Genomic DNA, 21,480 nt, shown 5'->3' with positions numbered 1-21,480 from the left:
TATTATATCTGCTCTTCATCTTGGCCGAAATAAAAATCCTCGTCTTTAATCGGTTCTACCGTCGCTTTTTTGTAGCCGTTCCCTTTCATGGAGAAGAAATCATGTGATTTCGTTTTGGTGTTTAATCCGTTTAATACGATCGGATTAATATCCTCTTCTTCAAAGTAAGCATCGAACCCTAAGTTCATCAAAGCTTTATTGGCGTTATAGCGGATGAATTTCTTTACGTCATGAGACAGCCCGACTTGATCGTACAGATCCTCGGTATACTCAAGCTCATTGTGATAAAGCTCTTCTAAAAGCTCAATCGCAAATTCACGAAGTTCCGCCTTTTTCGCTTCTGTTTGTTTATTGTATATTTCTTGGGCAAGCAGTCCGACATAGACGCCGTGGATCGCTTCATCACGAAGAATCAGGTTGATGATTTCACCGCTTTGCATCAGTTTTCCCTGTCCGTAGAAATATAACGGATAATAGAAACCGCTGTAGAAAAGGAAGCTTTCTAAGTAAACGGAAGCAACCATCGCTTTAAACAGCGAAATCTCATCGTCTTTTTTGATGGCGCGGTACAGTCCGACAACGGTTTGGGCTTTTTTCTGCAGGTACTTATTTTGCTTTACCCATTCAAACACTTCGTTGATCGTTTCAGTCGGAGCAAGTGTCATAAAAATATTTGAATATGATTTTGCGTGCACCGCGTTTTCCATCATCGCCATGAAATTAAGAACCGCTTTTCGCTGATGGCCTTCTACGTGCTCGGCCACAATCGGCATGCCCGTGTTCCCCTGCTCTGTATCAAGCAGTGTCAGGCCGGCGAGCACCTTCATGTACGTATCCTGCTCATTTTTACCCAAGTATTTCCAAGTGAGGAGATCGCCGTTTAATGCGATCTCTTCGGGAAGCCAGAACTGCTTTACGTTTTGGTTGTAAAACATTTGGGTAAAATCATCTTCATGCTTTGACCAGTTTGCTGCGTCATAAATTTTTGTCACTGTAAACTCTCCTTTAATCAAACGACACAAGAAAGACAGCTGTCCTGCCCGGTATCTTTCGTTCTTGCATAGTAAATGGTTTTGATGCCTCTATGGTGGGCATACAGATCAATACGGTTCAGATCACGAGTTGTCATCGTATCTTTCAAAAACAGGGTAAAGCTGATTCCCTGATCGATATGCTGCTGGATTGTCGCGATCATATCCACCACTTTGAACATGTCCATATCATAAGCTTCTTTGTAGAAGAACCAGTTATTAGACGCTAACCCCGGCATCGGATAATACGTTTTGGAGTTTCCGTATGTTCTTTCCTCAATCCGTTCCATAATCGGCATAACGGATGCCGTGCTGGATTGGACGTAGGAAATGGAGCCTGTCGGCGCGATGCACAGTCTGTAGCTGTGGTACATGCCGTTTTCAGCGACAAACGCCTTCAGCTCTTTCCAGTCTTCGATTGTCGGGATGTGCATGCCTTCAAAGAGCGCAGCGATTTTTTCGTATGCCGGCGAGAATTCTTTTTCGATATATTTATTGAAATATTCTCCCGTTGCATAAGTGGAGCCTTCATAATGCTCAAACGTTTCGCCTTTTTCTTTTGCAAGCTCAGCTGAACGCTGGATAGAATAAAAGTTCACCATCATAAAGAACGTATTCGCGAAGTCTCTTGCTTCCGGGCTTTCGTAAGCGATGCCGTTTTGGGCAAGGTAGCCGTGCAGGTTCATCGCGCCTAGACCGATCGACTTCATCGCTTTGTTTGCGCGTCTGACTGCCGGCGCGTTGCGGATATCCGTCGTCTCGGATACATGAGTCAGGGAATCCGTCGCGAGTTTCACCGTGCGCTCAATCGATTTATGTTTCATGACATTTAAAATATTTAAAGAACCAAGGTTGCAGGAAATGTCCAGGCCGATTTCGTCTTCCTCGTCATAATCTGTGTAAGCTGAAACCTGTGACGCCTGAAGCACCTCAGAGCAAAGGTTCGAGAATTTCACTTTTGATACGTGGTTATTCGCGTGCTCTTTGTTTACGTTATCCTGGAACATAATGTACGGATAGCCTGACTCAGAACGGAGAACGGCAAGCTTTTCAAGCAATTTGCGCGCATTCACTTTTTCTTTTTTGACGCGCGGGTTGTCGACAAGCTCCTCATACATCGCCGTCATGTCCATTTCGTCCATATGCTGGCCGTATTCTTTATAAATCGTATGCGGATAAAAGACATAAGCGGCTTTATCCTCACGCGCAAGCTCGACAAACTTGTCCGGAATCACAACGCCGATGGAAAGGGTTTTAACGCGGACATCTTCATCAGCCGAGATCTTTTTCGTATCAAGAAAATCATTAATATCTCGGTGGAAGATGTTCAGGTATGCCGCGCCTGAGCCTTGTCTCTGCCCCATTTGGTCAGCGTAGCGGAACGCATTATCAAGAAGCTTCATCACGCCTACGACGCCTTTTGTGGCGTTTTCCACATCTTTGATCGCTTCACCTTTCGCACGGAGCTTAGACAGGTTAAGAGAAACCCCGCCGCCCAGTTTAGAAAGCTGCATGGAGATGTCGATCGCTCTTGAGATGTCGTTTAAGGAATCATTGACTTCCAAGAGGAAACAGCTGACAAGCTCTCCGCGGCGTTTGCGGCCCGCATTTAAGAATGTCGGTGTGCTCGGCTGATATTCCTGATTGATCATCAGATTCACATATTCTTTCGCTTTCTCAGTGTCGCCGTTTGCGAAGAACAGCGCAACAATTGAGATCCGGTCCTCGTAACGCTCGAGGATTCTTTTTTTGTCATTCGTTTTCAAAGCATAGTCATTATAGAATTTAAACGCACTCATGAAGGAAGGAAAACGAAACTTCTTTGCGTAAGCTGTCTTAAACACTTCTTTAATGTCTTCAAAAGAATACAGGCTTAAGAATTCTTCTTCGTAGTATTGGTTTTCAATTAAATAATCCAGCTTCTCTTTCAAATCGTGAAAGTAAACTGTGTTTTGGTTGATATAGTCAACAAAATAGCTATGTACAGCCTCTTTATCTTTATCAAACTGGAATTTTCCATCTTGTTGGATCATAATTTCGTTATTTAACTGAATCCATTTTGGCACTTGGTTTTGTGACAACTTTTTCTACCTCCTGAGTAAACAATTCAACGTCTTTCGCTGTGCCGCTGAGTTCAAATTTGTGCAAGATCGGCACCTGATATTGTCTTGAAATGGTATCGGCGCTTTTTGCAAAGTTATCGCCCCATACTTTGTTGCCGCTCGCAGCGACTCCTAATAAGAGATGGGCGTATTTTTCGAGAAATGATTGTGTTGATGCCGGTACCTGGCCGAAGTTTGTCGTGTAGGTGACCAAAACAAACGGAGTGTCCACGTGGTCCATTTCATCCACCTTGCGGATCAGCTGAAAGTCTGTTTTATTCACAAAACGCTGAACATTCCCTGTCTTTGAATCAAATATGATTTGAACCATCCTTATCACGACCTATCAAAAATAATGAATCTCTTAACACTATATATAGTATACTAACCTCTCAGAAAAACACAACATATTGAGATCGATTTATAAAAAGTTCATATTTTTGAAAGAGCGGACCTTGGTTCTGCCCCGATTAACGCCCAAAAAAGAGAGCAGAACGAGAATCATCTCTCATCCTACTCAAGGTGTCATGTGTAAGCCGATGTCTATCATAACATGAAAAAAAACTGCTTAGTAGTCTAGACTTTTATTCTTATTTTTTGTAAGAATCACATTTTTTTTCGCTTTCAACGGTCTCTTCTATTTCCGCATCAGCACCGATTTCTTTCAGCACGGCTTTCAGAGCGCTTGTGATGGAAGCCTCTCTGAGCAGTTCTTTGCCGTCAACAATGATGCTGGTTCCATATTCATAGCAGGAATCATCTTCACAGGTTTCTTCCCAATGGTTGATTATCACCTTGTGTTTCAATCGTCTCACCCTCTGCATGATCAATGTCAGTACCTAGTGTAGCTTGTGCGGCCCGCTTTGTAAATTCGAAAGCTTGTGAAATTTATTCAAGCTCATCTAACGTCGTTTCTTTTTTCAGTTTGACTTTATTCGTTTTTTCGTCGTAACGATATATTTTTAAATAACCGTCTTCGACGACGCCGAAATGGTTATGCTCCAGCTGCACCGTGCCTTCTGTCTGCGGTTCGGCATCCGCCGAGCCGCCGTCATCATCCGTCACCACCGTTTCATGATTGCTGCATGCTCCAAACAGCAAAAAAACAGCGATCCAGACGAGCGTTATCCTGATTCTTCTCAGTTCATTCTCACTTTCGAACATCGTTTTCCAAGCCCCCTTTTATGTTGCCGATATAAAGCCGGCAATATACAGACGCGCATAGAAAAAGACCATTGTTCATGGTCTTTGGCAAAAGTTTATTCAAGCTCAAGCTGAACGTTTTTTTGCGGGGCGAACGTGGAGATGGCATGTTTATAAATAAGCTGCTGCTTCCCCTCCGTTTCGAGTAAGACGGTAAAGTTGTCAAATCCTTTTACCTGGCCGCGAAGCTGAAAGCCGTTGAGTAAAAATACCGTGACGAACGTATTGTCTTTTCGGATTTGATTCAAAAACTGATCCTGAATATTAATCGGTTTCATGTTTCGTCCTCCTTGGTTCTCAATACAATACTGTTTCGATTAAATTTCCAGTTTTCCTGCTATACACTCGAAAATTTCCTTTTTTTTCTGTTCAAGATCAACAGGCGGCGTCATATCAGTCCATGAAACGGACATTTTATTGCGAAACCAGGTCAGCTGGCGTTTCGCATAACGTCTTGAATTTTGTTTTAATTGCTCCACGGCCTGAGAAAGCGGCACTTTTCCATCAAGATATTCATACAGCTCTTTATAGCCGATCGCCTGAATCGATTGGCTGTCCCGGATATTCATATCATACAGCCGCTTGACTTCCTCAAGAAGGCCGGCTTCCATCATCAGGTCAACACGCTCGTTAATCCGGCCGTACAGCACTTCTCTGTCCATTGTAAGACCGATGAGCACCGCATTGTAAAGCAGCTCCCGTTTTTGGGTTTTAAGATGTTCTGACATTGTTTTGCCCGATATGTGCAGAATTTCGAGCGCGCGGATGACTCTTCGCGTATTGTTTTGATGAATGGCTGCCGCAGCTTCCGGATCGGCCGCCGCAAGTTTGGCATGAAGAGCCTCAGCCCCTTCTTCGGCAGCCAGTTTCTCCATGCGCTCCCGGAATACAGGATCACCGGAGTGTTCCGTAAACGTATAATCATACAGCACAGACTGGATGTACAGACCCGTCCCTCCGACAATCATCGGGAGCTTTCCTCTGGCGGCAATCTCGCTGATTTTTTCTCTCACCATTTTTTGATAATCGGCCGTTGAAAACGTGTCGGACGGCTCCAAAATATCAATCAGATGATGCGGCACGCCTTCTGTCTCTTCTTCGGTGACTTTGGCCGTTCCGATGTCCATCCCTTTATATACCTGCATGGAATCCCCGCTGATGATTTCCGCATTCAGCATTTTTGCGAGTCCGATGCTCAGTTTTGTTTTTCCGACTGCCGTCGGGCCGACAAGTATGACGACAGGCTGTTTTGTATTTTTCAATATGTATCACTCTCTTTTATAAATCTCCCCCTAATTATAGCATTCATTGCTCCATGCACCTATCCATTTTGCCCTTTTTCCTGAGCGCTAAACGTCAATTACCACCCGATCGGCTCGTTGCCGACAACCTCTTTCGTTTTTCCCTTGAGCGTGTGGCGGTGCGTTTTCCGGCCTTCCTCCCGCGGATCGTAAACGACGCCGCCGTACTGGATCTGAATCGGCTCATTGTAGGCGGCAAAGGTGGTCTCTGAAAGCTCATGGTAATGCGTTCCGTCAACCCTCGGAATGGCAGGGCCGGAAATACCGTAATATCTGTGGAAATGGCCGTTTTCAAATGAGGTGATGCCCGTATAGAAATGTGTATGCTGATCCGTATTGCTGCCGTTCTCAGGCTGTGAGAAGCCTTCGATCAAATGGTAGTGCCCCTGCACAACATCCGTTACAGCCCGGTAAGCGTGTGTGTGCGGAGGTTTTTTTGACCAATCGGACTGATACAGGCCCACAAAAGCTCACTCCTTTATTTTTTTGATAAACGCCCAATCAAAAATTGGTGGGCTGAATACTCTGTTATCATCTAAAATTTATTCTTGGAGGTACCTTAATTATGAATGAAGAATACGCATACGCAGCAGATAGTGATATGAGACAGTTTGGACGGCCTGGATTTGGTTTTGGCCGGCCAGGGTTCGGGTTCGGACGTCCCGGATTCGGATTCGGACGGCCTGGATTCGGATTCGGACGGCCGGGTTTTGGTTTTGGCCGGCCTTGGTTTGGCGGGTTCGGACGGCCGTTTGGTTTTTACGGCGGACCGTTTGTCGGAGGGCTTGTCGGGGGACTTGTCGGAAGCGCTTTGTTCAATCCGTATTTGTACGGAGGTTACGGCTACCCTTACTATCCGTATTACTACTAAGACAATCAAAAAGGGCTCCTTTCAGGGGCCTTTTTATATAGGCCGAATGTCTTGACTTGCCGGGTAAAGTTCGGATATTATTTTATTTTAATGCCTTAAACAAAAGGCATGAAGATGATGATGAGAGGGGGATTGGATATGATTCTGGGTTATATCTTCCTCACAATTGCTATTTTATCAGAGTCAATGGGTGCGGCCATGCTGAAGGTCTCCCGCGGATTTACGCGGTTTGTGCCGAGCGCGCTTGTAGTGGCTGGCTATTCATTGGCCTTTTATATGCTTTCACTGACACTGAATCTTATTCCGCTCAGCTTATCCTATGCCACATGGAGCGGGGCCGGAACGGTGCTTGCGTCCATTATCGGAGCGAAGTGGTTTCAGGAAAAATTGGACAAGCAGGCTGTCTTCGGACTCTTTTTCTTATTGGCCGGTGTCATTTTGATGAATTGGTAGAAAGGAGAGGCATGCTGATGAAAGGATTACTTTGCTTGGCATTAGCCATTGTATCAGAAGTGTTCGGGAGCACGATGCTGAAGCTGTCGGACGGTTTTACGCACCTGTGGCCCGCTCTCGGCGTCATTGCCGGAATCGGAGCCTCTTTTATGTTTTTGAGCTTTTCATTGAAAAGCCTTGATTTATCCACCGCATACGCAACATGGTCAGGTGTCGGCACGGCTTTAACTGCAATCGTCGGCTTTATTGTTTTTAAGGAAGCCATGACGATCAAAATGATGGCCGGTCTTGTGTTGGTCATCACGGGCGTCATCCTGCTCAACCGTTCCAAATCTCAAAAAACGAAAAAAAATCAAACGGCCCGGAGCTGACCGTTTGAATTCGTCATGCGCGGGCGGCTTTTACTTCAACCTCAAGCTCCATCTCCACGTTTCCCTGAACCGCTCGTGAAATCATACACGACGATTCCGCTTTTTGCGCTAACTTCCTGGCCAGTGCAAAATCCGTTTCGTTTGCATCCGGCTTTAATAATATAAACGGGCGGTGAATGATTTTTTGATACGTGAACACACCGTTTGTTACATCTACAATTCCTTCAGATTCCATATGTAAATCTTCTTTATCCAGACCGCTTCTTTCCATCATTGCCGCAAGCGTTATAATATAACAGGTCGCGGCCGCTCCAAGCAGCATCTCATCAGGGTTTGTGCCTTCTCCCGGACCGTCCATTTCCTTAGGAATGGACACAGCCGTTTCCAGCCGGCCGCTTTTAATGTCGCCAACGTCATTCCGATTTCCGGGCCAATTTGCTTTTAAATAAAAATGATGTTTTGCCAAGGGACCATCCTCCTTTTTTTAAAGTTTACTCATCTTTCACTGGTTTGTCTTATGATAAGCTCATGAATACTCTTGATTGATCACTCTTTTTATCGTACGGACAAACCGGTAAAATTCGTCTGTTTTTGTGAATTCTCTTTCACGGTAGTCGAAATTATCAAAAAACGCTTCCCGCTGTTCTCTGCTGATCTCAAGCTGTATGCTCAGACCTGTTTGCGCCTGATTATTGATATTTTCTGTGTCAACCCCGGCCAGACCGGTTTTTGAGGTTGCCAATTCTGCAGGAAATCCATTTCGTTTGAAAGCTCTCACCAATTTTTCCGCCCGCTTCCGGTCGCTTCCTCCGACAAGGGTATTTTTCTCGTCGCCTTTATAACCGTGAACTGCGATCACATAATGGTGCTGCTTAATGCTTTCGACTGCTAAAGGCTCATCGAACTTGGTGCTCGTAATATGAAGAGTCTGGTTATCATGCGCTTTTAATCCCTCAAACAGGTAGGTTGAATAATCATCTCTGAAAGAGCGGACGATCTCGCTCACCCCGCCCTCAATTCTCCCTCCGTGCGGCGACATGATCAATACAGGGCTCCCCTCTCGCTTATTGTACGATATATGATAATCATCGGGGTCTTCATGTTCAGCCAGATCTTTAAAATCTGTGTATGTATCTGAAGAATTCGAGGGATCAGGGTCTGACGCATAATGAGCACATCTTATTAGTAAGACCATTGCTACGATAATGATGACATTAAGTATTATTCTTTTCATCAGCTCTCCTTCTTTGCTCCTTTCTGAAAAATGAGATATTCATTATTTGGATTTTTGTCAATAGGTCTTATCTTAACATTCTATTAACATTATCATCAGTGAAAAACTTCCCGGTTTCGAAAAATCAATGGATGGTCACGGTTCAAGCGCTCAAATGCCGGGCATCAGTGAAAAAAGGTTGAGAGAGGCAAAAAAAAAGGGAGGAATGCCCGAATTTTCAGGGGCGGGAGATTCACAGCCGGAAACATCCGGCATCAAGAATACGCTTTTAAAAATGAATATCCGTCTCCCGAAGCAAATGCGCAGGACAGAATGGAGCCCGTCAAAAAAGTTCTCATCTGCCTTTTTGTACAGCAAAATGCCGTTACAGCCCGCTCATCCCCTTTTTTAATAATAATGGTTCGTTTTGAAATGGAGCCGTCTTTTTTCATATATATAATATCAATCGGAAGCTGCTTTTCCAAGGAATGTCTCAATATTATGTTCATGTATATACCTCCTTCTGTCGGTTTCATTATAAGAGAACAAATGTTCTTTTTCAAATGAAAAAGCCGCAAGTAACCAACTCTCAGAAAGGACAAACAAACGGACCGAATATACTGCCTGTTCATATGGTATAGAGAGAATCGCCAGAATGGGAGGAAAAGTATATATGTTTGGTTACTCAATGGTACAAATGGTTCGGTCAAATGCTCATAAGCTGGACGGGCCGCTCAGAGAAAATGTATTACAGTTATATAAACCTTTCAAATGGACGCCTTGCTTTCTCCATCGTTTTTTCGAAAAAAAGGTGAAAAACAGAAAGAAAATGTCAGTCATCATTGAATTCGAGGAAGGCTGCCATGAATCCGGGTTTCACAGCACAGGCCAGATCCTGTCAAATGAGAAACGCTGCACGATCAAAAAGCAGTTTCACACAATTAATTGCTGCAGCGCTGAAGTCACCCCGGCCGCCCTTCACATGCTTCTTTCTCAATGCCGGGATATCCGTAAAGTCTATTTAAACCGGGAAGTAAAAGCACTTCTCGATACGGCAGCCGAATCAACCCATGCAAAAGAAGTGACCCGAAACGGAACCGTATTAACAGGAAAAGGCGTAACCGTTGCCGTCATTGATACCGGAATCTATCAGCACCCCGATTTAAAAGGAAGAATTACCGGATTTGCAGACTTTGTGAATCAAAGGACGGAACCGTATGATGACAACGGCCACGGCACCCATTGCGCCGGTGATATCGCGAGCAGCGGCGCATCGTCTTCCGGAAAATATCAGGGACCCGCGCCTGAAGCCAATCTGATCGGTGTCAAAGTTTTAAACAAAACAGGCTCGGGAACCTTGGCTGATATCATTGAAGGTGTGGAATGGTGCATACAATATAATAAAAAACACACTGACAATCCGATCCGGATCATCAGCATGTCACTGGGCGGAGAAGCGCTCAGATATGACAAAGAAACGGACGATCCGCTCGTCAAGGCCGTTGAAGAAGCATGGAACGCAGGAATCGTCGTCTGCGTCGCTGCGGGCAATTCCGGTCCGGAGGCTCAAACGATTTCAAGCCCCGGCGTCAGTGAGAAGGTCATCACGGTAGGCGCCTATGATAACAATGATACGGCCGCGAATGGAGACGATACGGCTGCTTCTTTCTCAAGCCGCGGCCCGACGGTGTACGGAAAAGAAAAGCCTGATATTCTCGCGCCCGGAGTCGATATCGTGTCCCTTCGTTCACCTCGTTCATACCTTGACAAATTACAAAAATCAAATCGTGTAGGGGCGTTGTATTTCAGTCTGTCGGGCACGTCCATGGCCACTCCGATCTGTGCGGGCATTGCCGCTTTAATCCTCCAGCAGAACCCGCAGCTTACGCCTGACGAAGTGAAAACACTGATCAAGGAAAGTCCGGATAAATGGACAAATGAAGATCCGAACATTTACGGAGCGGGTGCAGTGAACGCCGAAAACGCCGTGCCGAAAGAATAATCTTTATATGATGAGTAAACGGGGTTGTCTGCACCGGAAGATGACCCCGTTTTTAGTAAACAATTATAATGAAGAAACTAGTAACTCTTCAAAACCGGCTGTCAGAAAAAAAGATTAAGCGGAGCAGTGTATTTCTAAAAAAACAGGGAATAAGTATGGTGTAGATAAAAGGAGGAATAACAATGGCACTTACAAACACCGAACTGTCAGAATGGCTGCAAAAGCAGATCGGACAAACGCTTGATATCAGAAAAGGAGAGCTGACAGACAGCCGGAACGAGATTTCTGATATGGACCAGATCATGCTTCACCTTGATGATGTTCTCGTCCGCCGGACAAATCATCCCGATGACTATGTAGCTGACGAAGAACTCGTCCTAAAAGGACACGGCACAACCTATACGGAGGAAGGAAATGTCCCGCTCCCCCAAGATGCGTATGAAATCCCTTTGCTCGGCGAGATTACCATCCAAAAAGAGCAAGACGGATTAAAGGTACATACAGATCGGGCCGTTTATACAATCGGGACCCAAAAAGAGCAATAAAACGAAAAAAACGCCGTGAATCAGCGGCGTTTTTTTATTGTTTTTTTTCTTCCGAGTAACCGTGGAACATTGTAAATGCGCAAAGCATAATACCTAAAATAATGATAATCGGGAGCCAGATCACAGCGAATTTATAATTCGGTTCGGCAAATGCGCCGATAACCGCCCCAAAGCAATACAGCACCAAGGCAAGCGCGCGCAATACCGCATCTCTCGTAAACTGCTTCCGCTTGTCCGCTTTGTAAAACCTTGCGGTGAGATCTTCAAAAAAATTAGCAAGCGTTCCCGTTAATACAGTCGTGGAAATCCCGGCTACACCAAGTTTTCGCGCGGCTGTTGTCTGCATTCCCATTGCGAAGCTGAGCAGCATAATCAGTACATAAACAGAAATGGATTCTGCAAAAAAGCAGGAGAACAGAGCAAACAAAAGCAAAACAGCCCCTTCAATGATCAATGCGGCAGTGACCGCAGGGGGCCAGAATGATTTCTGTTTATTGCCGACAAGCCAAGCCGCGGCAATAACGCCTGCAATAAATCCGATTAACGAGGTTAAAGATTTGAGTACGGCAAGATGCCATGAGTTGCCGATCGCCATGCCGAACAAAACGATGTTCCCCGTCATGTTGGCGGTAAAGACGTGTCCTAAACTTAAATAACCGATCACATCCACAATTCCCGCAGTTAAACAAAGAAGCAAAAGTGCAATATTTCGGTATGTAGTCACCGTCAATGTGATCCAATCCTTTCTCATGCTGAGTCCAACATATAAGTTTACTCTTCGCCATTTCATATGTCCAGCCGGTACGCCGCCTTTTCATAGCATAAAAAAACTCCGGCGCGCCGGAGAAGATTACTGAACGATAAATAATACTTTCGTGCCGTCGGAATACCTGCTCATTTGATTTCCAACCCATGAGCCGGCCCCGCGATTGTCCGAAGGGGTTACATATCTGATATCAGCTCCAGCTCCGCCTTCTGTACAGACCGCCATCGGCCATTCATCACGGTCAAATCCGGGCTTTGTCGGAATTCCTTTCAATGATTCTTTCCTTCTATCCTCAGCTCCGCCGCGATCAATTGTACAAATGTCAGAGTGCCCTGCCGAAATGGCGTCTTTTATATGATTTCCCGTCTCCGGATATTTTAACAGCGGGAAATAAAGCACCTGATCGTATCTGGACGCGGCTCGGGCAGTATTCTCCGAAGTGCCGGCGCTCATAAAACTGAACTGAAGAGAGATCACCAAAAGCAGACTTGCCGCCCATTTCATAAACGCAGTCATTCACAGCCTCCTTAAGAAGTTGATATGAAGCGTAAATATGTATATTAGCCGGATTCGGCACACATGATGAATTGGTAAAAAAAGTTTGCTGTTTTGGTGATAACCAACGAAAATGACGGCTTTACGGTTTTTCTATTGAACAAGCTTCTGATTCCTTATATATTTTAGACATACTTATGCGCCGTTGTAATCAGTGTCTTCAGCGGATAAAAGGAGGAATGCCGACCGGCCGGCAGGCACCGGCAGTTTGTTATGTCTTAAGTCTTTCTTAAAAACATGAAGGCGGGGAAATCACGATGGAAAAAATAATGTTTCATCCACACTCATCCGAGTTTCACGAGAACCCTTTTGCGGTTTTAAGCACATTCAGAGAGCAGGATCCCATACATAAATTCGAACTGCAGCGTTTCGGAGGCACCTTTCCGGCTTGGCTCATCACGCGTTATGATGATTGTATGGCGTTTTTAAAGGACAGCAGAATTACGAGAGATGTAAAACGGGTCATGCCGAAGGAGCTGATCGCAAAGCTGAATGTCAGTGAAGATATAGATTTTGTATCAGAGCATATGCTGGCAAAGGACCCGCCGGATCATTCACGCCTGCGGTCTTTGGTGCATCAGGGGTTCACTCCCCGGATGATTGAGCAGCTTCGCACCGGGATAGAACGGATTACAGAAGAGCTGCTGGATGAAATGGAAACAAAAACAGATCCTGATATCATGAGAGATTTCGCCGCTCCGCTTCCGTTTATCGTCATTTCAGAGCTGCTCGGAATTCCGAAAGAGGACCGCGCCTCATTTCAGGTGTGGACAAACGCGATGGTCGACACGTCAGAAAGCGGACGAGAAGCGACCAATCAGGCGCTCAGAGAGTTTAAACAATATATGAAAACACTGATCGAAGAAAAAAGAATACATCCGGGTGAAGACTTGACGAGCAAGCTGATTTACGCAGAAGAGGACGGCCAAAAGCTTAGTGAATCAGAGCTTTATTCCATGCTGTTTTTGTTAGTCGTTGCCGGACTTGAAACAACGGTTAACCTTCTCGGCTCCGGCACACTGGCGCTTCTTTTGCACAAAGACCAGCTGGAGAATATAAAGCGGCAGCCTGAAACTATTCAGACGGCGGTCGAAGAGCTTTTGCGTTATACCTCTCCCGTCATCATGATGGCGAATCGCTGGGCGATTGAAGATTTTACCTATAAAGATGTTTCCATTAAAAAAGGCGATATGATATTTATCGGCATCGGTTCAGCCAATCGGGACCCGGAATATTTTGATGATCCTGATACATTAAATATAGCGAGAACACCGAACCGCCATATCTCTTTTGGCTTCGGCATTCATTTCTGTCTCGGAGCTCCGCTCGCCCGGATGGAAGCATCCATTGCCTTTACAGCGCTTTTAAAACGGTTTCCGAATATAGAGCTGAAGGGAGCGCCTGAGGATTTATCATGGAGAAAGAATGTGTTTTTAAGAGGGCTTGAAGCACTGCCTGTCAGATTATAATATCCGCCCCCATATTTGGGGGTTTTTAAATATCTTATTAACAGGAAACAACAAATTACTATGAAAATTTAGTACATAGTAAATTTAGTTCTCATTAGTCAAAAAGAGCTGCCGGATTGCTCCGGCAGCTCTTTCTATATTACCGTTTTACCAACTCATTTGTTTCGTCCAGCTTTTTTCTGAAAGAATTAAGGAAATTGGCGCTTATTGTTCCTTTATTTGCGTACAGTTTTTCACAGAATGCCTTAATGGCGTTTTGCGGCTTTGATTCCGACAGCATTGTAACATGATTAGAAGAATGAACATCCAGCAGGTGAAATTGTTTTATCTGCCGTTCCCATTCTTCCCAATACGCCTCATGGTCTAACAGATTTTGTTCTTCCTCTGCTGTCAGATAACGTTCAAGATCTCCGAGGAACAAGCCGCTTTTATTACGGAAATAGTAGCACTGCAGCGTTTCCGGATGCGGCAGCGGCTTCATATCATACTCTTCCATTCCGTAAGCAAGCTGCGTCTTCATCATTTGCTCCATCTGCATCCGGATCGCTTCTTCCGGTTTTGGCAGTCCGCGCTCTTTGGCAAGGCTGATCAATTCATTCAATACAGCCTCTTCCCCAGCCTGCACGTTAATGTCTTCCCTGCTGATTAATGCGTCTTCAGGATTTTCAGGCTTGAGATATGCCGTAAGCATCGTATTGATCGTTTGCAGCATGACTGACTTGACAGATGGTTTTCTTTCTTTCCATTTTTCACTATACGGGGTATCAATCATGACGGCGCTTTTCACCGTATGACCTTCCTCCTGCAAAAGGCGCGCCGTTTCATATGCGAGCATTCCGCCCAAGGAATATCCGCCGAGGTCATAAGGGCCTTTCGGCTGTACCGCTTGAATGATTCTCGCATAAGAAGCGGCCATCTCTCCGATTCCTTGCAGCGGATCTTTCCCTGTCAAACCTCTTGCCTGAATGCCGTAAAAAGGACGCTGGCTTTTTTTAGCGAATGGCTGATACGCTTCGACGCCTCCCGTTCCTCCATGAAACCAGAAAACAGGACGTCCTGTTTCTCTTTCATTCAGCTTGACGAGTTCGGGAAATTTCCCTTCCCCATCCTGCGATTGGTTCGTTTTTAACAGCAAGCTGAGCTCCTGAAGAGTGCCGCAGTTCTGAAGAGCTTCCAGACTTATTCGGCAGTCTGTGTCTTCAAGTTTTTTCAGAAGCTGAATACAGGACATTGAATCGAAGCCGTATTCAGTCAGCGGCTTATTTGGATCCATTTCCGCTGCGTCCATTCCTAAAATGTCAGCCACTATGTCAGCCGCGCCCCCGCGGCGGAACTGTTGATTCTCTAGAATCGGTTCAAGGCTGATGTCTTCCGTCTGACTGCCGTTCCAATACTTCTGTTTTTCAAAAGGATATGTCGGAAGCGGCACTCTTTGAACAGATTTGCCTTGATGGAGTCTGTCCCACGGTATATCCGCACCTTTCACCCAGCAAAATGCAAGCTTTTCCAGATTGTTTTCAGCCAAAAGCGTCTCCGTGACGACTGTACCGAGCGTCCCTTCCAGTAAAATGCCGATGTCTCCTGCTCCAGTCTGCTGACTGCCGGTAAAGAAGCTGTTCACTCCATTGCTTTCTCCTGAAAACTCTCTGTAATCTTTCAGCTTTTCCAGCAGTTCATCTTGATTGCGGGCAACGAATGCCAGGCGGCAATGCATCGCCTCGCGGCCGGTCTGGAGCGTATAAGCAATATCCCGCAGTGACGGAGTATGTTCAGCTTGTATGAAATCGGCCAGCTGACCTGCGGCCGCCTTAAGCCGGCCTTCGCTCTTAGCAGAAAGCACGATAAGCTGCGGTTCATGCACAGATTCTTTGTCTTTAGAGCTCGGACTGTACTGTTCCAAAACGACATGCGCATTCATGCCGCCGAATCCATAGCTGTTAATTGCGGCCCTGCGCGGAATCGGACTGCCTGTACGGTCGGTAAGCTGTGTCCATTCTTGATTGTCTTCAGTGAATCGGAAGCGGCTTTGCTGATTGGTCATTTGCTCATTTGCGGCTGTGAAACCGGGAATCCCCGGGATGGTATGATGTTTCATGGCCATCGCCACTTTTATAAGGGCAGCCAGTCCGGAAGCGAGTTCGCCATGGCCGATGCAAGGTTTCACGGTGCTGATGTAACAAGGCGCACTTTCCTCCTCATTCGCAGACTCGCCGTAACCCGCTTGGATTGCATTGAACTCAAGCGCATCTGCCATTTCGGAGGCGATGCCGTGTGCTTCAATGTATGTGACGGTTTGCGGGTCAACATCGGTGTTTTCGTACGCTTTTTTCATCGCAGCCTTCATCCCCGCCGGATTCGGCGCGTGAAGCGACATGCCTTTACCGCCATGCGACACCCCGGTTCCTTTTATGACCATGTGAATATGATCGCCGTCTTCAATTGCCGCCTCAAGCGGTTTGATAATGATGACGCCTGCGCCTTCACTTCTGACAAAGCCATCGGCATCTTTTTGGAAAGATTTCGCCCGGCCGTTTTTGCTTAAATATCCCATTGAATCAAAACCGATAAAGCCCTTCGGCGATTGCAGAATATTGGCGGCGCCCACGACAGCCTGCTCACATTCGTTATGACGGATTGATTGAACCGCCCTGTGCAAAGCCACTAGTGTTGACGTGCAGGCCGCCTCGTAATATTCACTCGGTCCTTGTAAATTCAAGGCATATGATATCCTGTTCGGAATAATGGACGGAATGGCTGTTCCATTGTTCGGGTCGCTATTGCCCGCGGCAACGAAAACGCCCGTCGGTCTGCTTGATAACGTCTTACTCGTCAGGCCCGCATCCTCCATTGCCTTCCATGTATGCATCAAAAGCAGAAATTGCTCCGGCCCCATTTGTGAAGCCTCTTTAGGAGAAATTCCGAAAAAGAGCGGGTCAAATTCTCCGACGCCGTCAATAAAACCGCCCCATTTGAGACCTGTGTCATCCTCATCATCGGCGTAACGGCGCCAGTCCCAGCGGTTCGCCGGAATTTCTGAAATACAGTGATCTCCGTTTACAATGTGCTCCCAAAAAGACTGGACATCCGGAGATTGCGGAAACTGGCCTGACATACCGATAATGGCGATTCCTTGTTTGATATTACCGTTATCACAAGGCGTATGATGTTCCTTCGGTAAGGGGCGCTCTTCTGTTTCCGGGACCTTAGCCTCTTCTGTATGTTTGTGATCGGCAAGCAATTGAGAAAACTTACTCTCATACGCTGACGCGAAGTGGCGGGTCAGCTCTTCTGCCGTCGGGTACTCGAAAAACAATGTCGGATTCACATCGATTTCTGCCTCTTGGCCGATCTCTTTTGTCAGTCCGATCAGGCTCGCTGAATCAAGCCCCAATTCCATAATATTTACATCAGGACGCAGGGATGGCACAGGTTCACTCATCATCTTGGCAAGCTTGCCAAGGACATAGCTGCGGATATGATCTGTCAGACTGCCGGCAGAAACCAGATCACCCGGGCTTTTAACAGCCGTTCGGGCCGGCTGATTGATCTGTTTGGCTTCCGGACGGAACCGTTTCAGGGCATAGCCTTCATAACACATCACCACTTCAGATCGGCTGCTGATGACATCTGCGTTAAACAGGATCATTTCCCCTGTTTGTTTGGCCAGCTTGATGTGCAGCCAGCAATCATCGAGATCTGCCGGGCTGCTGAAGGTGACGGCATTAATGCCGAACGGCAGATAGCTTTCCGCATCGGCTTGGTTCAATAAAGAAAGCGCGGCCAAGTAAGCACTGTTGGCGATTAACGGATTTATGGCGTAATGATGCGCTTGTTGTGAACCGATATTATTCAAGTTCAGCTTTGCTAACACCGCATCAGTGCCTTTGTACAGGCTTGTGATCGTTTTAAATTCTTCTCCCCACACGACGGTTCCCGTGCCGTCGCCGTATAACTTATCTATCCCCGCTTCCCGGTAAGAACGCTGAATGGCCGCCAGATCTACGTGCTGCTTCTGAAACGGATACAGACTGCACTCGGCATACGCCGCTATGCTCCAATCAGGAGACGTGCGGCTGCGGTACATCATGCTCAGTTCAAATGCATCCCCGTTTTGCTTCGATTCCGTTTTCAGCTCGATGCGATCGCCTTTTTTTACGGCAATGGGATTGACGTAATTCAGTTTTTTGATTTGTCCTCCTTCCGCTTCAGGAAAGAGATGATAAAACTGCTCGGCTGCCAGGCTTTTGTATGTAGCGCCGACGAGGACAGGTTCTCCGCTGAATTGATGCCCCTGCACATATGGATCATCATCACTGTATATCACCTGAACGCCGGCATCGTTTTCTGATTCACCGAACTGAAAAGAAGTCCGGCGGTCAAAAGCATAAGCAGGCAAATGAACAGCGTGCTCTTGCCGCAACTGATCAAATGCGATATTCTCTCCTTTTTCCCATTGCCGCGCCCGATGGCCGACAGCAGAATCGGAGCGGCTCCGGCCCGGCTGATCCGCGCGGTAAGAGGCCAGCTCGTTCAGCAGTTCCTGTACGGAAGAAGCCGTAAATGCCGCCCGGTATTCCGAATGATGCGTTCTTTTTTGCAGAGCGGATGCAATGGCGGCCGGATGAAGAGATGGCGTTTTTTCTAAAAAAGCCGCCAGCCTGTCAAGATAGGCTTCAAAACTCCATTTCGTTTTCGCTGACACGGGGAAAATATATTCCTCATCGCCGTGACGGGCCTGAGCGGAATTCGGGCTGATATATTCTTCTACGATCAGATTTGCATATGCCCCGCCTGCCCCGAAGGAATTGATCATGCTTCTCCGCGGGATGATGTCTCCCGTCTCGGCATCCTTCAGACGCTCCCAATACTCGGTTTTCTCCTGCAGATAAAAGGCCGTTTGTTCAAGCGAGATATTCGGATTTTGCGGTTTTGCGTTAATCGTCGGAACTAACGTTTCCCGCTCCATTTGCAGCAGCACTTTCGTGAGCTGGGACATACCGGAAGCCGCCTCTAAATGGCCGAGATTTGACTTGACGGATCCAAGCGCGCAAAAACGTTTTTTACCGGTATATTGCGAAAACGCGTTTGTCAGGGCAATGACCTCAATCGGATCTCCCAATACAGAGCCGTTTGCCGCTGATTCAACATAACTGATTGTTTCCGGATTGATTCCGGCTTTGCTGATGGAAGCCGCCATGAGCTTCGCCTGCTGTTTCGGATCCGGAGCCGTGTACATCTGCCTTCCGCCGCTATGGCACAATGCGCTGCTTTTAATGACGCCGTAAATATGATCGCTGTCTGCAACCGCTTTGGAGAGCGGCTTCAATAGCACTGCCCCGACCCCTTCTCCCGGCATCAGGCCTGTGCCGGTTCCGAAGCTTTTACTTTCACTTCCCTGTTCAAGCAAATTCGCCCGTTCAAGCGCATCATATTTAGACGGTTCAAGCGTGAGATTGACCCCTCCGGCAATCGCCATGGAACAGCTGTTAAGCTTCAGGCTCTCACAGGCGAGATGGATGGCGCTCAGTGAGCTGGAGCATGCGGTCGTAACGCCCATGCTCGGACCCGTTAAATTGAAAAAGTGAGAAATGCGGTTGGCGATATGCCAATCCCCTCCGTTAGAGCTGAGAGCGGCTTTTTCCAATGACGGGATATTCCAGAAATATTGATTGTACATACTGCCCATAAATACACCGATGCCGCTGTCTGATTCCTGCCATTTGTTTAATCTTTCTAACGAGTAGCCGCCGTTTTCAAATGTTTCCCATACGGTTTCAAGGCTTAACCGGAGCTCAGGCGTCATCTCCATCACATGGTCTTCCTTAACGTCAAACAAGTGATGATCAAAAGCGTCAATATGCTGCAGAAATCCGCCGTACCTTGTTTTGCGATCTTCTTTTCGTGTTTCTTTTGCCATTGTTTTCAGAAGACCGGATTTCCATCTGTTTTCCGGGGCTTCTGAGATACAGCTGTCTCCGGCTTTTAAATGCTCCCACAGCTCATCGAGGGTTTCAGACTCCGGGTAGCGGCCGCTGATGCCGATAATGGCAATGTCGTCACGTTCAGATCGATCAGCGGCGGCGGTTTCTTTTTCTGGCTTTGGCGCGTCCGGCTCTTTTGGTTCAGTGATAAATCGCCGCGTTTCCGTGACGAGCGGCACCGGTTCAGCCATTACAGGTTCCCGATGCTCCGTTTCAGGAGGCGCTTCTTCAGCTCCAAATGCCTGTTGAAGCTTATCCGGGTAAGTTTCCAGCAAATACTCGGCAAGTTCTTTCGTATTCGTATGTTCAAATAAGACCGTTTTCGGCAGCTCGCCCGTCAATGTTTCCAGTTCACGGATGAAATTCACCTGCAAAATGGAGTCAATGCCGTATTTTTCAAAGCTCGTTTCCGGCTGAATGCGCTCGGGAGCAAGCTTTATCGACTTGGCTAACGTTTCTTTTATGAATTGCACGGTCCGGTCTGTCACTGAGAAAGCCGGTTCTGTGAAATCAGCCGGCTCTTTGGAAGCTGCAGTTTCTTCAGCCGCCTGCGCATCCTGCTGTTTTTGCCTGATGACGCCGTCGCTTTCTGCCGCCACGATCTGCTGGCCGAGCTGATGTGACGGTTCCGCCATAAATGTAACGTACCGATATCCCTCGCTTTCCAGCACGGACTGCCACGCTTCAGGATACAGCCCCGGGCACCCGGGAATACGCAGTTCGGCGTCTTCATACAGCCACCAGCCTTCTAAAAGACCGAATGTCAGGTGAGAATAAACCGAATGGCTGCTGATCTCATTTAATAGCAAAATCCCATTCTTTTTCAGCACCGCTTTGGCATTGCGAAGCGTCTGCCGAATATTTTTTGTCGCGTGAAGCACATTTGCCGCAATCACCGCGTCATATGCGCCGGCCTCTACACCCTGTAAAGCCGGGGGCTCCTCCACGTTAAAGCGCTTATAAGTCAAATAAGGATTGTCGGGGCCGTATTCTTTTTCAGCATGCATGAAAAAGGCCTTTGACAGATCGGTATAACAATATTCTTTTACATGATGTTTGTACTCTTTTAATCTTTTGAAAACGGTCGCGCTTGTCCCGCCCGTCCCCGCTCCGATCTCTAATATCCGGATTTCTGCGTTCGGGTCTTCTTTCAGGCGTTCCTCAATGAAAGCCGTCAATGTGTCAGCGAGCACTTCATTAAAGTAATCTGCCGTTTCATTGTTTTTATAAATTCCTTCTACCAATTCCATTGAGGAATCAGGAAACAGAACATCAGTGGCAGAAACTCTGCCGGATAAAATATCCGGCAAAGCTCTGAGGGCTGTCTCCACTAAAGTGATCATCGCCTGTTTGCTGCTGTCCTTGAGTAAAGGAGCTTTCTTTTCATCCCATTCTTTCCACAGCACGTCCGCACGCTCTATCGGACCTGTTAACACATACGTACTGCCTGACTGTTTCAAAAAGCCTTTTTGCACCAAGATGGAGATGCTTTCTTCCAGCCACCTGCCGTAAAACCCCTGCAATACAGGCTGTGTCTCATTTTCTGTAAAGAATCCGACAGATTTCAGCTGGCCTGCCAATAGTTTGTAAAGAAGATCTTCAGTGTTTTGCAAAGCC

At 46.8% G+C, this 21,480-nt stretch carries 20 protein-coding genes; 6 read left to right on the top strand and 14 right to left on the bottom strand.

Translation table 11 applies throughout. The features are described from left to right. Window positions 1–2 precede the first annotated feature (2 nt). The 8 genes from nrdF to ICW23_RS04310 form a co-directional block, all read right to left on the bottom strand. Window positions 3–992, bottom strand: coding sequence for a class 1b ribonucleoside-diphosphate reductase subunit beta (gene nrdF / locus ICW23_RS04345; protein WP_049628520.1), 990 nt, complete (start codon window positions 990–992; stop codon window positions 3–5). Between the two features lie 17 nt (window positions 993–1,009). Further along, window positions 1,010–3,112, bottom strand: a complete 2,103-nt coding sequence (gene nrdE / locus ICW23_RS04340) for a class 1b ribonucleoside-diphosphate reductase subunit alpha (RefSeq protein WP_007611605.1) — start codon at window positions 3,110–3,112, stop codon at window positions 1,010–1,012. Further along, the gene (gene nrdI / locus ICW23_RS04335; protein WP_016936022.1) at window positions 3,072–3,464 is read right to left on the bottom strand and encodes a class Ib ribonucleoside-diphosphate reductase assembly flavoprotein NrdI; all 393 of its coding nucleotides are present in this window, start codon (window positions 3,462–3,464) and stop codon (window positions 3,072–3,074) included. The genes nrdE and nrdI overlap by 41 nt, the downstream gene beginning before the upstream one ends. Before the next feature lie 259 nt (window positions 3,465–3,723). Beyond that, window positions 3,724–3,939, bottom strand: a complete 216-nt coding sequence (locus ICW23_RS04330) for a hypothetical protein (RefSeq protein WP_016936023.1) — start codon at window positions 3,937–3,939, stop codon at window positions 3,724–3,726. A gap of 82 nt (window positions 3,940–4,021) precedes the next feature. Then, window positions 4,022–4,297: a YmzC family protein gene (locus ICW23_RS04325; RefSeq protein ID WP_045926683.1), complete on the bottom strand. Its 276-nt coding sequence runs from the start codon at window positions 4,295–4,297 to the stop codon at window positions 4,022–4,024. 95 nt (window positions 4,298–4,392) lie between these two features. After that, complete coding sequence (gene hfq / locus ICW23_RS04320; RefSeq protein ID WP_003154064.1) at window positions 4,393–4,614, bottom strand: RNA chaperone Hfq; 222 nt, start codon at window positions 4,612–4,614, stop codon at window positions 4,393–4,395. A gap of 39 nt (window positions 4,615–4,653) precedes the next feature. Next, window positions 4,654–5,598 carry a tRNA (adenosine(37)-N6)-dimethylallyltransferase MiaA gene (gene miaA, locus ICW23_RS04315; RefSeq protein ID WP_188154072.1) on the bottom strand — a complete coding sequence of 315 codons (945 nt, stop codon included), beginning with the start codon at window positions 5,596–5,598 and terminating at the stop codon, window positions 4,654–4,656. Between the two features lie 98 nt (window positions 5,599–5,696). After that, window positions 5,697–6,101, bottom strand: coding sequence for a YmaF family protein (locus ICW23_RS04310; protein ID WP_049628518.1), 405 nt, complete (start codon window positions 6,099–6,101; stop codon window positions 5,697–5,699). 137 nt (window positions 6,102–6,238) lie between these two features. Between ICW23_RS04310 and ICW23_RS04305 the strand changes: the two genes are divergently transcribed. The 3 genes from ICW23_RS04305 to erbB all read left to right on the top strand — a co-directional run bounded on the left by ICW23_RS04305 (window position 6,239) and on the right by erbB (window position 7,332). Then, window positions 6,239–6,508, top strand: coding sequence for a hypothetical protein (locus ICW23_RS04305; RefSeq protein ID WP_395941033.1), 270 nt, complete (start codon window positions 6,239–6,241; stop codon window positions 6,506–6,508). Between the two features lie 138 nt (window positions 6,509–6,646). Further along, window positions 6,647–6,961, top strand: a complete 315-nt coding sequence (erbA, locus tag ICW23_RS04300; protein WP_064778945.1) for an SMR family multidrug efflux transporter EbrA — start codon at window positions 6,647–6,649, stop codon at window positions 6,959–6,961. A gap of 17 nt (window positions 6,962–6,978) precedes the next feature. Further along, complete coding sequence (gene erbB / locus ICW23_RS04295) at window positions 6,979–7,332, top strand: SMR family multidrug efflux transporter EbrB (RefSeq protein ID WP_223152198.1); 354 nt, start codon at window positions 6,979–6,981, stop codon at window positions 7,330–7,332. 13 nt (window positions 7,333–7,345) lie between these two features. Here the strand turns inward: erbB and ICW23_RS04290 are convergent, their stop codons facing one another. The 3 genes from ICW23_RS04290 to ICW23_RS04280 form a co-directional block, all read right to left on the bottom strand. After that, the gene (locus tag ICW23_RS04290) at window positions 7,346–7,798 is read right to left on the bottom strand and encodes an OsmC family protein (protein ID WP_016936030.1); all 453 of its coding nucleotides are present in this window, start codon (window positions 7,796–7,798) and stop codon (window positions 7,346–7,348) included. Window positions 7,799–7,858: 60 nt separating this feature from the next. Beyond that, entirely contained in the window at window positions 7,859–8,566 is a 708-nt protein-coding gene (locus ICW23_RS04285; protein ID WP_045926688.1) for a poly-gamma-glutamate hydrolase family protein, read from the bottom strand. A gap of 254 nt (window positions 8,567–8,820) precedes the next feature. Continuing rightward, entirely contained in the window at window positions 8,821–9,054 is a 234-nt protein-coding gene (locus ICW23_RS04280; RefSeq protein WP_016936033.1) for a hypothetical protein, read from the bottom strand. A gap of 164 nt (window positions 9,055–9,218) precedes the next feature. Between ICW23_RS04280 and aprX the strand changes: the two genes are divergently transcribed. Both aprX and ymzB read left to right on the top strand, forming a co-directional pair. Then, window positions 9,219–10,547 (top strand): serine protease AprX, encoded by a 1,329-nt coding sequence (aprX, locus tag ICW23_RS04275; RefSeq protein WP_188154070.1) that lies wholly within the window; start codon window positions 9,219–9,221, stop codon window positions 10,545–10,547. Between the two features lie 182 nt (window positions 10,548–10,729). Further along, entirely contained in the window at window positions 10,730–11,092 is a 363-nt protein-coding gene (ymzB, locus tag ICW23_RS04270) for a protein YmzB (RefSeq protein WP_188154069.1), read from the top strand. Between the two features lie 34 nt (window positions 11,093–11,126). Here ymzB and ICW23_RS04265 read toward each other — a convergent pair whose 3' ends face one another. Next, window positions 11,127–11,882 (bottom strand): YoaK family protein, encoded by a 756-nt coding sequence (locus ICW23_RS04265; RefSeq protein ID WP_032864741.1) that lies wholly within the window; start codon window positions 11,880–11,882, stop codon window positions 11,127–11,129. Between the two features lie 60 nt (window positions 11,883–11,942). Then, window positions 11,943–12,374: a NucA/NucB deoxyribonuclease domain-containing protein gene (locus tag ICW23_RS04260; RefSeq protein ID WP_016936037.1), complete on the bottom strand. Its 432-nt coding sequence runs from the start codon at window positions 12,372–12,374 to the stop codon at window positions 11,943–11,945. Between the two features lie 296 nt (window positions 12,375–12,670). On the opposite strand from ICW23_RS04260, the gene ICW23_RS04255 reads away from it, so the two are divergent. Beyond that, window positions 12,671–13,882 carry a cytochrome P450 family protein gene (locus tag ICW23_RS04255; protein WP_064779007.1) on the top strand — a complete coding sequence of 404 codons (1,212 nt, stop codon included), beginning with the start codon at window positions 12,671–12,673 and terminating at the stop codon, window positions 13,880–13,882. A gap of 139 nt (window positions 13,883–14,021) precedes the next feature. Here the strand turns inward: ICW23_RS04255 and ICW23_RS04250 are convergent, their stop codons facing one another. Further along, window positions 14,022–21,476: a beta-ketoacyl synthase N-terminal-like domain-containing protein gene (locus tag ICW23_RS04250; protein WP_188154068.1), complete on the bottom strand. Its 7,455-nt coding sequence runs from the start codon at window positions 21,474–21,476 to the stop codon at window positions 14,022–14,024. Window positions 21,477–21,480: the final 4 nt, after the last annotated feature.

Origin of the sequence: Bacillus sp. 1021, assembly GCF_014534735.1 — a bacterium.
GTDB classification, from domain to species: Bacteria; Bacillota; Bacilli; order Bacillales; family Bacillaceae; genus Bacillus; species Bacillus siamensis.
The sequence above is the reverse complement of the archived record's forward strand: the minus strand, read 5'-3'. Positions and strand labels throughout refer to the sequence as shown.